Genomic DNA, 12130 nt, shown 5'->3' on the forward strand with positions numbered 1-12130 from the left:
TTGTTTGGCTTTTATTGGTAGAAATCATGGAAACTTCTGAGCGCAGTACAGCCCCTTATCCCAATATCCCACCCGTCATTGAAACGCATGATAGCGAATATAATGACACGGGCATTCCCAGTACGGTTGCGATTGTTGGCCATCCGCTTCACCCCGCTATTGTTCTCTTTCCCATCGCGTTTCTCGTTGGGGTGCTGGGAAGCGATCTGGGTTTCTGGTTAACAAATGACCCCTTCTGGGCAAGAGCTTCAGTTTGGCTACTTATTGTTGGCCTTGTCGGTGGTGTTGCAGCAGCAATCACCGGCTTTTTAGACTTCTTTAAAATTAAGAGAGTTCGTGATCGCAGCGCCGGCTGGATTCACATGGCCTGCAACGTGGTGGTTATGGTGTTATCGCTCGTTAGCTTGCTGCTGCGTAGGGGCGATCCAGTTGCTCCAATTATCCCTTGGGGTCTGGCGATTTCAGCGGTTGTTGCAACATTGTTGGGCATTAGCGGCTGGTTTGGCGGCGAACTGAGTTTCCGGCACAAAATTGGCGTGATTGGAAAGAGTCGGGAACATCACTCCTAATTGAAAAAAGGAGGGTCATCTGATTTTTATAGCTTTGTCAAGCGGGCAAGATGCCCGCTTGCCTTCATTCAGGGATCAAAATGCTCCCACTCCAATATTTTTACAAATCTAACTCGTTCTTCATTTTTTCTTATTTATCTTTCTGTGGGCTGATGCTTCTTAGTGTCCAAGAATTTAATAATTAAAGACCCTGGGGTGCTGGAAGTCACGCTAGATGCAACCACGAGTTTAGGGGTTGACAAAAACGCTTTAGTTGTGGAAAAATCGACCAGGTTTTTGTGAATTAAAAGTCGCAAATGAAAGATCAAGGGTGAAATTTTATCCTTCATTTAGCTCTTACAACACTGCCTCAAGCGGATGCCGGTGTTAGCTCAATTAGATCGCATTCCGGTTTATCATAATAAACGGACAAAAAACTCCGATCATCGTGTTGTTTTTTGTCCGTTTATCATGACTGCCTAAAAATCCAACAATAATCCTAAAACGGAGAGAAGAATTAGTCGTGATCCTTAATCTTGTTGAAAATGGTTGGGAAGTCATTTACCATCGCGCCCACGCCTTGCTAGCCGCTCAATTAGCGGGACAGTGGAAAAAATCCGAATCTCCTATTCGCTTGTATGAAACAATTGCCGCTATTTCCCATCATGACGATCTCGAACGGGAATGGGAAGGCAACCAGCTCACTGAAGCCGGTGCACCTTTAGATTTTACCCTTGATAAAAAAACCTCTCTTCCAAAACTGAGAGAACTCACAACAAATTCCCGATATCGGGGACGGTGGGTGGCAATGCTAATTTCCATGCACACAAGCTTTTTAAATGAAGGCAAACGTGGCGAATCAGAAGAACTCGATCAATTTCTTGACGAGCAACTTGACAACCAAAAGAAGTGGCGGAAAGAGTTAAAAATTAGCAAAAAAGAAGCTGAAGAAGCTTATGCCTTTTTTCAATGGTGTGATCGCCTTTCCCTAATTCTTTGTATGGGCAACTTACCAGCCGGGCAGCGATTTCTAGAAATTAGTAAAGGCCCGGACGGGACGCGTTACGATATTTTGGAAAGAAGTGATGGCCTCGTTACGGTCAAACCCTGGCCTTTTGACGCAGAGAAATTTACCGTCAATGTTGAAGCGTCTTCCCTGAATCAAATAAAATTCGACAGTAACGACGAACTGAAAGAAGCGTTGCAAACAGCCCCAATTAAAACTTTAGAATGGACATTTGTGAAGTCATAACCATTTAAAATTAACTTCAGTTTCCCTAATTCCATAACTTTATAATCCCAGCCTCCAGCCCACTCAGATCGATAGCCTCCGGAGTTAACTATGGATGTAAAAGCAGCAGTTGCCTTTGAAGCCGGCAAACCTTTAAGCTTGGAAACCGTTAAACTAGAACCTCCCAAAGCTGGGGAAGTGCTGGTAGAAATCAAAGCTAGCGGCATCTGCCACACCGACGCTTACACCCTCTCCGGTGCCGATCCTGAAGGGCTGTTTCCGGCAATTTTGGGGCATGAGGGGGCGGGAGTTGTGGTGGAAGTTGGGAAAGAAGTCACAAGTCTCAAACCGGGGGATCACGTCATTCTCCTCTATACCCCAGAGTGCCGGCAATGCGAATATTGTTTAAGTAGAAAAACAAATCTTTGTCAAGCGATTCGTTTAACCCAAGGCAAAGGGTTAATGCCGGATGGCAGCAGCCGGTTTTCTCTGGACGGACAAATGTTGCATCACTACATGGGAACATCAACCTTTGCCAACTATACCGTTTTGCCAGAAATTGCTGTTGCCAAAATTCGAGAAGACGCGCCTTTTGAGAAGGTTTGTTACATCGGATGCGGCGTCACAACCGGCATTGGTGCCGTTATTTATACAGCCAAAGTAGAACCGGGATCGAAGGTAATTATTTTCGGTTTGGGTGGCATTGGGTTAAATGTCATTCAAGGCGCAAAAATGGTGGGCGCGGATATGATTGTGGGGGTTGACCTCAATCCGGAAAAACGCGCCATTGCTGAAAAATTCGGCATGACGCACTTTGTCAATCCCAAAGAAGTTGAGGGGGATTTAGTTCCCTATTTAGTCGATTTAACCAAAGGCGGCGCGGATTACACGTTTGAGTGTATCGGCAATGTTAAAGTCATGCGTCAAGCTTTGGAATGCTGCCATAAAGGTTGGGGCGTGAGTGTAATTATTGGTGTTGCCGGTGCCGGCCAAGAAATTAGCACTCGTCCTTTTCAGTTAGTAACCGGACGTGTTTGGAAAGGTTCGGCTTTTGGCGGTGCCAGAGGTCGCACAGATGTGCCGAAAATTGTTGACTGGTACATGGAAGGCAAAATTAATATTGATGACTTAATTACCCATGTCATGCCGGTTGATAAAATTAATGAAGGCTTTGAATTGATGCACAAAGGTGAATCAATTCGTAGCGTTGTTACTTTCTCCTAATTAAGCAGAAAGGTGATCATGTCAAGCCAAAATCGAATGTATACATCTCTTAATCTGATCAGTGAGAATCTTTGCTTCGGCGGAACCGTTAACTTTTACAGCCACGAATCAGAAAGCTGTAAAGGTGAAATGCGATTCTCAATTTATTTGCCACCTCAAGCAAAATCTAAGCCGGTGCCGGCACTCTATTTCCTATCAGGTTTAACCTGCACGGAAGAAAATTTTATGGCAAAAGCCGGCGCACAAAAATACGCAGCCGAACATGGTTTAATGCTTATTGTCCCGGATACCAGCCCACGCAACACCGGCATTCCCGGAGAAGATGATCAATATGATTTAGGCAGCGGTGCTGGCTTTTATCTTGATGCCACCGCCGAACCCTGGCGAGAGCGTTACCAAATGTATAGTTATGTCGTTCAAGAATTGCCGGCAATCATAGCCAAAAATTTCCCAATAAAATCGGATAAACAAGGCATTTTTGGTCATTCAATGGGTGGACATGGGGCGTTAGTTTGTGCCTTAAGAAACCCAAATCTCTACAAATCAGTTTCAGCCTTTGCGCCGATTGCTGCACCCATAAACTCTGAGTGGGGGCAAAAAGTTTTTACCCATTACCTAGGCAGCGACAAGGAAAGCTGGCTTGCCTATGACGCCACTCAATTGGTAAAAAAAGCCGGTTTTCATAGCCCCATTCTTATTGATCAAGGCACCGCCGATCCGTATCTAGCGCAGCAGTTGCTACCACAAATATTTGAGCAAGCTTGCGAAGAAGCCGGCCAACCTGTGACGTTACGGATGCAAGAAGGCTACAATCACGGTTATTACTTTGTCGCTAGTTTTATTGAAGATCACATTCGCCATCACGCCGCCGCTTTATGCGGATAAGTTTACCAACTTCGGGGCATTTGAAAAGATTTGTAATAGCCATTTAGCATTCCAATTGCTAGTGCTAGAATAAACCTCAATTTCAGCCCGTGTAGGAAACGATGAAAAAGACCTTGGCAAGTTTGGGAGTGATGGCGCTGTGTTTAGCAAGCTTCGCAGGAGGAAAAGCTGCGAGTGCTTTCCCCTTACAAGATGGTATTTACAGAGTGGGATCTAAATATATTCAGATCGCCCAACAAAATGAGCGAATTTGCTTCAGAGGATTTTCAATGAGGGGGGCAACTATCGCTTCTGTTGAACCTGATCCTGAGCGTCCTGATTTTTATATTATTAACGGACTGGATAATACTGTTTTAACGCAGCAAGATATTGACACGTTACTCATTGGCCCTATCAATCGCTTGCTCAAGTATCCTGCGGATTACGAGTTTTCTAGAAGCTTAGGTGAGGATCTTCAAGAATGTTTGGATTCTACGGAACCATTCTACAAGCAAATCTCTGGCGGGCGGGGTGGCCGGTAGAAAATATTTAAACGTCTTATTTTGACACCGGCATCCCTATCAAAATCGCTATCATGGCAGTGTAGAGAAAAGTTCACTCGCCATGCTAAAAATTCCTGCGAGGCTCAAGAAATTTGTAGCGATGGGATTGGCGCTATTGTTGGGATTGGTTATCCTGCAAACATTTAAGCCCGCTCAAGCTCAATCTGGTGCCGATGCCCGCGTTTCTCGCCTAGAGTCTGAAGTTTATAACTTGAGAGCGCAAATTAGCCGGCTTGAATCGCAAGTTTATCGCCTAGATAACCGTGCCGGTTCCTCCGGATCGACCTCAACCACACGAGAGATTGAACCTGAACCTGAATATATTCCGCCCCGCGCCGTCCCAGATCCAATGTTTAGCCGGCTCGCAACTTTAGTCATTGAACTTAAAGAACGCATTGATGGAATTGACGCCAGACTTACCGATGTAGAAAACAATCAATAACATCAAATTTTTAATGACTTATCCATCACAATCATTTGTGTTTATCTGTGGTTAAAAAAACACCCAAAACCTTTTTAACCAACCCATTATCCCCTGGTATTCATGACAGATTCATCAAACTTTATCATCTACGGCGCAACCGGCTACACCGGCACCCTCATCGCTCAATTAGCAGTTGAGCGCGGACTGCGACCGATTTTAGCCTCACGCAGCAGCGAAAAAGTCAAGCAACTAGCCGCAGATTTAGGCTTAGAGCATCGCGCCTTTTCCCTAGAAGATGAAACCGCTATCGATACTGCTTTAACGGATAGGGTAGTCGTGCTGAACTGTGCCGGCCCCTTCTCTAAAACTTACCAGCCCATGAGCGCGAGTTGTCTCCGGACAAACACACATTACTTAGATATCACCGGCGAGATTGCAGTTTTCGAGGCGGCGGCGGCACAAGATGCAAGGGCGAAGGCAGCCGGTGTGATGCTGCTTCCCGGTGTTGGGTTCGATGTCGTCCCCTCCGACTGCCTCGCGGCGCACCTGAAGCAACGCCTGCCGGATGCAACCCATCTGGCGCTAGCGATACAACTGCTGAGCCGGCCTTCGCGGGGAACCGCAACCACAATGGTAGAAGGGCAGGCAAAAGGGGGATTTGTCAGACGTGCTGGGGCAATTTCCCCAGTTCCCGCCGGCTGGAAAACTCGCACCATCGACTTCGGACGGGGTGCGGCAGAAGCAACCACGATTCCTTGGGGAGACGTGTCCACCGCCTATTACAGCACCGACATCCCCAATATTGAAGTGTATGCGGCTTTAGGGGAATCGATGCGTTGGGCAGCAATTGCAACTCGTTACCTGGGATGGCTTCTAGGCTTGCCGGCAGTCCAAGATTTCCAAAAAAGCCTGATTCAGAAAATGCCAGCCGGTCCCAGCGAGGAAGAACGAAAACAAGGAATCAGCTTGCTGTGGGGAGAGGTGGAAAACAGTTCGGGCAACAAATGTGTCAGCCGGTTGCAGTGTCCTGAAGGCTATACCCTGACTGCATTAACCGCCTTGGCAGTCGTTGAAAAAGTGCTGGCGGGACAAGTGAAAGCCGGCTTCCAAACACCCTCTTTAGTCTATGGCGCAGATTTGATCATGGAAATTGAAGGAGTTCTGCGCGAAGATATAAAGTGAAAGTAGGGATTGTTCCCTTTTCAGCACAGCATACCCCTGTTGTTGTCAAAGTCCAGTCACTACTGCAAGCAAAGGAGATCAAGTTTTGAAAAGTGAATATTCTAACAATTGGCAAGCAATAGTGTTGGGAATCATAGCGGCAGTAGCCCTTCTGATCGGCATTAATTCTTTTGTCATTATCAACCCCGGTGAGGCCGGTGTGATTAGTATTTTAGGAAAAGCCAGAGATGGCGCGGTACTAGAAGGAATTCACCTCAAACCCCCTTTAATTTCTAAAGTTGATTTATACGATCTGACCGTGCAAAAATTTGAAGTGCCGGCGCAGAGTTCAACCAAGGATCTTCAGGATTTATCTGCCCGATTTGCTATTAACTTTCGCCTCGATCCTTTGCAAGTTGTTGAGGTGAGACGGAAACAAGGAACGTTAGAAAATATCGTCTCAAAAATTATTGCGCCCCAAACTCAAGAATCCTTTAAAATTGCAGCAGCAAAAAGAACCGTTGAAGAAGCGATTACGAAAAGAAATGAACTGAAGCAAGACTTTGATACTGCCTTGGGTGAGCGGTTAGATAAATACGGAATCATCGTGCTTGATACCAGTGTTGTTGACCTAAATTTCTCACCAGAATTTGCTAAGGCAGTTGAGGATAAACAAATCGCTGAACAGCGAGCGCAAAGAGCGGTTTATGTGGCGCAAGAAGCTGAACAAGACGCGCAAGCAGACATTAATCGCGCTCAAGGTAGAGCTGAAGCTCAAAGACTTTTGGCAGAAACGCTGAAAGCTCAAGGGGGTCAATTAGTGCTCCAGAAAGAAGCGATTGAAGCATGGCGAAGCGGCGGCGCTCAGATGCCCAGAGTTTTAGTGATGGATGGGAAATCGAATAGCAGTGTCCCCTTCCTGTTTAACCTGAGTAATCCTCAGGAATAGCCGACTATTTAGTCTGATTTTAGCGGCAGGTTTTGTTATCGCTCAATCTGCTCTTAATAGGATGCCGGTGTAAAAGTTATCGCCGGCATCCTATCTCTTCCCCATGCCCCATTCCCTCTTCAACGTGAGCTACTATCAACAACAGCAAAATGTCTTTGAGCTTGACTACCTCAGCAAATTGCAGGGAGAAATTTTAGCCAGTCCCTACTTTGCAGTCAACAATCTCAACCGCGACTTTATCGGGACTAAAGGATTTTCACTCGTTTTTCATGGCTCTGGATTAAGTGAAGTTGAACAAAAATTTCCTTTCTTTAAACCTTATTTAAAAATGGCATTGCAGCCAAATTGTAATGCCTTTTATCTCAATCCCTTACTGCTAAAAAATGGCTCCCGCGTTGATCCTCATATCGACCGCAGCCTGCGTTCCTATTGCAAAACAATTGAGCCGCCAGCCGTTGTCAGCGTCCTTTATGTGCAAGTCCCGTCGGCACTCGAAGGCGGAGAACTCGTGCTGCGTAACCACAAGCGCCAAGTCGGGCAAATTCGCCCTCAATTCAACACTTTGGTTTATTTTCAAGGCAATCTAACCCATTCAGTGAATGAAGTCAAAACTCCCGGAACTCGTCTCAGTCTTGTCTGTGAACAGTACAGCTTGAGTGAAACTGAACTGCGAGAAATTCCAGAGTTTACACTCGAATCTAGGGCAATTAAGTCAGAGAATAAAGCAGCAAAGCGGGGAGGGCGCACTTCCTCCCGCTATTAGGTAATAGAACACGGATTCTAAGAGAAGATAATTCACTTAGAGTTAAACTTCTGCTTCGCTTGTTCGTAAACTTCTACACTAATTTGCCCGATTCCCGCATCTTGAGCAAACTTCTCGATTTTTTTGCGGGCAGCAGGACGAACGAAAAAAGGAATTTCTTTGAGCCGGCTTTCAGCTTCAGGAGTCCATTCTGGGGTAGTCATAGTTTCAAGAAGGGCATTGGGGATGGGGCAAGGCTTCGCCAACCTAAAGGTATGGGCATTTAACTAGGATAGTCTGACACGTTCATTTTGCCGAGCCAAGCGGAAGTAGAATCTGTGTATGCCGGCGAGACGCTGCGCTATTATCTGCGTATGACTAGCGCCACGCTGCGCTATCATCTGCGGTTAAAAAAGCCAAGCCAAGCGCTGTGGGACTTTTAATTATATAATCGGCAATCCTTACCTGCCGGCACTGCGCGATAATACACTTAGAGTCTGTGGCGCAGAAAAACGGAATGAGTATCTTTACACTACAATCGGTTAAAAAAGATTTCGGGATTAAAGAAATCCTCAAGGATGCTAGCTTTAGTCTGGATGCCACGGATAAAGTGGGCTTAATTGGCACGAATGGTTCTGGCAAGTCAACGCTGTTGAAAATGATTGCCGGTTTAGAACCCATTGATGAGGGTCAAATTTTGGTCAATTCTGGCGTCAGAATTGTCTATTTGCCCCAGCAGCCAGACTTAGATGAAAATCACACTGTATTAGAGCAAGTCTTTGCCGATAGCGGTGAACAAATGGCGATGGTGCGCGAGTATGAGGAACTGTCAAAAAAACTCGCTCACGCGCCTGAAGATAGCCAATTAATGTCTCGTTTGTCTGCTGTGATGCAGAAGATGGAGACAGCCGGTGCTTGGGAATTAGAAACCAATGCAAAAATCATTCTTACCAAGTTAGGAATCGAAGATTTTGAGGCTCGGATCGGGTCTTTATCGGGCGGTTATCGCAAACGAATTGCCCTAGCTGCCGCGTTGCTCTCAGAACCTGATGTGTTGTTGATGGATGAACCAACAAACCATCTGGATGCGCTATCTGTTGAATGGTTGCAAAGTTATTTAAACCGCTTTCGCGGGGCAATTTTGCTAATTACTCACGACCGCTATTTTCTGGATCGGGTCACCAATCGGATTGTCGAAATTGACCGGGGCGATCTCTACAGTTATGCCGGCAACTATTCCTATTATCTGGAGAAAAAAGCCCTTTCCGAAGATTCAGCAGCCAGTTCTCAACGCAAACATCAAGGGGTATTGCGTCGCGAGTTGGAATGGCTAAAAAGAGGGCCAAAAGCTCGGAGTACGAAACAAAAAGCTCGGATTGATCGGATTCGGGATATGCAGGCAACTGAGTTTAAACAGGTTCAAGGGAAAGTTGATATTGCCACTCCCGGACGTCGGATTGGTAAGAAAGTGATTGAGCTGGAAAATGTTTGCAAAAGTTACGATGAGCGGACTTTAATCAGCAATTTCACTTACAAATTTAGTCCAGAAGATCGCATTGGAATTATCGGTGGAAACGGTGCCGGTAAATCAACATTGATGGATATGATTACGGGGCGCGTTCAGCCTGATTCCGGAAAAGTTGATATTGGTACAACCATTCACATCGGTTATTTTGACCAGCATTCTGAAGAATTGCTCGCCGCTTTGAATGAAGAGCAGCGTGTAATTGACTACATTAAGGAGGAGGGAGAGTTTGTCAAAATCGCCGACGGAACTCAGATAAGTGCCTCTCAAATGTTAGAGCGTTTCTTATTTCCCGGAAATCAGCAATACGCGCCCATTCATAAACTTTCCGGGGGTGAAAAACGTCGTCTGTTTTTGCTACGAGTTTTAATGGGTGCGCCCAATGTCTTGATTTTAGATGAACCGACGAATGACTTGGATGTGCAAACATTAGCGGTGCTAGAAGACTATCTCGAAGATTTCAACGGCTGTGTCATTGCAGTTTCCCACGATCGCTATTTCCTTGATCGCACCGTAGAAACAATTTTTGCCTTTGAAGAAGGAGGCACTCTTCGTCAGTATCCTGGCAATTATTCGGTTTACTTAGAATTCAAGCAGGTAGAAGAGGAAGAAGCGGCGCGTCAGAATACAAATTCTAAGGAGAAGAAGGAAGAAAAAACGAAATCTTGGAAAACAGATCGGCAATCTTATGATAGCAAAGGGCAACGCAAGCTTTCATCCAAAGAACGGCGCGAGTATGAGACGTTAGAAGGCAAAATTGCTCAATTAGAAGCGGAAAAAGCTGAAGTGGAGAAAGCCCTTTACAATGCACCTCCGGGTACGGTTTCTAAGGTGCAAGAATTGCATGAAAAGGTGGGAGCTTTAGCTGAGGCAATTGAAGCGGCAACTGAACGATGGATGGAGTTAGCTGAGATAGACTCTTGATGATAATTTCGCTGGAGTGAAAGAAAGATATGACTGCGATTACCCTGAATTTCCCCTCAATTTTGGCCTTAACGGATGAGCAATTTTATCAGCTGTGTCAGGCAAATGCTGATTTAAGATTGGAACGCACAAATGCAGGAGAATTAATTATTATGCCACCAACAGGAGGGGAAACGGGTCATCGTAATTCGAGAATCAATCAACAACTGCTAAATTGGTCAGATACGAATAATTTAGGAATTGCGTTCGATTCTTCCACCGGCTTCAAGTTACCCAACGGTGCAGAGCGTTCTCCCGATGCGAGTTGGGTGCGCCGCGAGCGCTGGGAAGCCTTGAGTGCAGAGCAAAAACGAAAATTTCTACCGTTGTCTCCTGATTTTGTGGTGGAGTTACGCTCTGAAAGTGATTCTCTAACAAAATTACAAGCAAAAATGCAAGAATATATCGATAATGGCACTCGATTAGGTTGGCTAATTGACCCCCAGACGCAGCAGGTAGAAATTTATCGTTCAGGACGGGAAGTGGAAATATTACAGAACCCAAATACGCTATCGGGAGAGGATGTTGTATTGGGGTTTGAATTGAATTTGCAGCCAATTTTTTCCAACGTTTAAAGTCTAATTGTAATTATTTATAAGATAGGTAGAGCGAGCGCAGATCCTTAACACCAGCCTGCTCAGAAATCGACTTTAATAAAGCTCATACTTTAATAAAGTACAGGCTAAGGAACCATTATAAACCGGCAGCCGGCGAGAGGTTTTCAAGCCAACTCTTTTTGCTAACTCTTTATTGCCGGTTAAGATATAAGCCGTCCAACCTTTGAAACGCTGCTTAAAAACATCACCCAGCAATTTATAAAAATTTCCTAATTCCTGAGCATCTCCTAACCTTTCTCCGTAAGGAGGGTTGCAAATTAAAATTCCACTATCTGCCGGCGCTTCCAGGAAATATAATTCTGTTTGGGCGAATTTTATATATTTTGTTAGCCCACATTCTGCGGCATTACTACGCGCTTGCTTAAGAATATCACCGTCCCGATCACTTCCATAAATCGGAGCCTTGAGTTCGTCTAACTGGCTGTTTTTTGCTTCCTCTAGCAATTCCTGCCATAGGGAATCATCATAATCGCGCCAGCTCATAAAACCAAAGTTTTCTCTAAACAATCCGGGTGCAATATTTAAAGCTTTTAAACCCGCCTCTAAAGGCAAAGTCCCAGAGCCACAAAGGGGATCTAAAAAAGGCAGATTGGGTGTGTATTCTGCCATGTCGAGAATTGCGGCGGCTAAAGTTTCTTTAAGAGGGGCTTTTCCCATTGCCGGTCTGTATCCGCGCCGGTGTAAACTTGAACCGGAACTATTTAAACTAAGGATGCAACGATCTTCATGAATGTGGACATCAATCTCTAAATCGGGATTGTGCGGATCGACATTAGACCTTTTACCAAAGTTGCTACGCTGTTGGTCTACAATTGCATTTTTAACTTGTAGTGCTGTGAAGTGAGTGTGGTTAAGTAATTGATTGCCGCCGGTGCAGTTCACCGCTAGAGTATTATCAGGATGGAGATAGTCATCCCAGGAGATTTTTTGCACTTCACGATAAAGCATATCGCCGTGAAGACAACGAAATTCTCGAATGGGTACTAACACTCGAAAAATTGTCCTCGCCCACAGATTCACTTTGTAAAGCAAAGCTTTATCTCCAGCAAAATGCACCCCTGTGAAGTCAGGGCGAACTTCTAAGGCACCCAAGCGTTCTAGTTCTTGGGCGGCAATGGGTTCTAGACCGCGAGCAACAGTAGCAAAGTAGTGATTCATGGTCTAGTTATTATCTCCGAAATCGGCGATGAATGTGGCGTTAATTGCAGAATTAATCGGGCTTTCTGGCGAGAAGACACATCTGTACAAGTCAAAAACACAATGGCATTGAGTAAATTTGAGAGCCTTTTGCCCAAAGTCGCTCAAGCGTGTTTTTGCTT

Annotated in this window: 14 protein-coding genes; 12 read left to right on the forward strand and 2 right to left on the reverse strand. The window is 45.3% G+C overall.

Annotated elements, in window-relative coordinates:
- Positions 1 to 26 precede the first annotated feature (26 nt).
- The 9 genes from H6F56_RS12645 (at position 27) to H6F56_RS12685 (ending at position 7727) form a co-directional block, all read left to right on the forward strand.
- Entirely contained in the window at positions 27 to 569 is a 543-nt protein-coding gene (locus tag H6F56_RS12645) for a DUF2231 domain-containing protein (RefSeq protein ID WP_190668612.1), read from the forward strand.
- Positions 570 to 1071: 502 nt separating this feature from the next.
- Complete coding sequence (locus H6F56_RS12650; RefSeq protein WP_190668614.1) at positions 1072 to 1800, forward strand: DUF3891 family protein; 729 nt, start codon at positions 1072 to 1074, stop codon at positions 1798 to 1800.
- A 90-nt stretch (positions 1801 to 1890) separates the two neighbouring features.
- The gene (locus H6F56_RS12655) at positions 1891 to 3003 is read left to right on the forward strand and encodes an S-(hydroxymethyl)glutathione dehydrogenase/class III alcohol dehydrogenase (protein WP_190668618.1); all 1113 of its coding nucleotides are present in this window, start codon (positions 1891 to 1893) and stop codon (positions 3001 to 3003) included.
- Between the two features lie 18 nt (positions 3004 to 3021).
- A complete protein-coding gene (gene fghA, locus H6F56_RS12660; RefSeq protein WP_323798427.1) occupies positions 3022 to 3888 on the forward strand; it encodes an S-formylglutathione hydrolase in 867 nt (288 codons plus the stop codon).
- A gap of 101 nt (positions 3889 to 3989) precedes the next feature.
- Positions 3990 to 4409: a hypothetical protein gene (locus H6F56_RS12665; protein WP_190668621.1), complete on the forward strand. Its 420-nt coding sequence runs from the start codon at positions 3990 to 3992 to the stop codon at positions 4407 to 4409.
- A gap of 82 nt (positions 4410 to 4491) precedes the next feature.
- On the forward strand, positions 4492 to 4872 hold the full coding sequence (locus H6F56_RS12670; RefSeq protein WP_190668624.1) for a hypothetical protein: 381 nt from the start codon (positions 4492 to 4494) through the stop codon (positions 4870 to 4872).
- A gap of 102 nt (positions 4873 to 4974) precedes the next feature.
- Positions 4975 to 6036, forward strand: coding sequence for a saccharopine dehydrogenase family protein (locus H6F56_RS12675; RefSeq protein WP_190668627.1), 1062 nt, complete (start codon positions 4975 to 4977; stop codon positions 6034 to 6036).
- A gap of 85 nt (positions 6037 to 6121) precedes the next feature.
- Complete coding sequence (locus H6F56_RS12680; protein WP_190668630.1) at positions 6122 to 6964, forward strand: prohibitin family protein; 843 nt, start codon at positions 6122 to 6124, stop codon at positions 6962 to 6964.
- 103 nt (positions 6965 to 7067) lie between these two features.
- Entirely contained in the window at positions 7068 to 7727 is a 660-nt protein-coding gene (locus H6F56_RS12685) for a 2OG-Fe(II) oxygenase (RefSeq protein ID WP_199312793.1), read from the forward strand.
- 32 nt (positions 7728 to 7759) lie between these two features.
- Here the strand turns inward: H6F56_RS12685 and H6F56_RS12690 are convergent, their stop codons facing one another.
- Complete coding sequence (locus tag H6F56_RS12690) at positions 7760 to 7930, reverse strand: PCP reductase family protein (RefSeq protein WP_190668633.1); 171 nt, start codon at positions 7928 to 7930, stop codon at positions 7760 to 7762.
- An 87-nt stretch (positions 7931 to 8017) separates the two neighbouring features.
- On the opposite strand from H6F56_RS12690, the gene H6F56_RS26855 reads away from it, so the two are divergent.
- From H6F56_RS26855 to H6F56_RS12700, 3 genes are all read left to right on the forward strand, one after another.
- Positions 8018 to 8149: a hypothetical protein gene (locus H6F56_RS26855; protein ID WP_255513713.1), complete on the forward strand. Its 132-nt coding sequence runs from the start codon at positions 8018 to 8020 to the stop codon at positions 8147 to 8149.
- A gap of 74 nt (positions 8150 to 8223) precedes the next feature.
- Complete coding sequence (locus H6F56_RS12695) at positions 8224 to 10155, forward strand: ABC-F family ATP-binding cassette domain-containing protein (RefSeq protein ID WP_190668636.1); 1932 nt, start codon at positions 8224 to 8226, stop codon at positions 10153 to 10155.
- Between the two features lie 29 nt (positions 10156 to 10184).
- The gene (locus H6F56_RS12700) at positions 10185 to 10769 is read left to right on the forward strand and encodes a Uma2 family endonuclease (protein WP_190668640.1); all 585 of its coding nucleotides are present in this window, start codon (positions 10185 to 10187) and stop codon (positions 10767 to 10769) included.
- Positions 10770 to 10844: 75 nt separating this feature from the next.
- Here the strand turns inward: H6F56_RS12700 and H6F56_RS12705 are convergent, their stop codons facing one another.
- Positions 10845 to 11969: a THUMP domain-containing class I SAM-dependent RNA methyltransferase gene (locus tag H6F56_RS12705; protein ID WP_190668643.1), complete on the reverse strand. Its 1125-nt coding sequence runs from the start codon at positions 11967 to 11969 to the stop codon at positions 10845 to 10847.
- Positions 11970 to 12130 lie beyond the last annotated feature (161 nt).

It is taken from the genome of Microcoleus sp. FACHB-672, assembly GCF_014695725.1.
In the GTDB taxonomy this organism is placed as follows: Bacteria; Cyanobacteriota; Cyanobacteriia; order Cyanobacteriales; family Oscillatoriaceae; genus FACHB-68.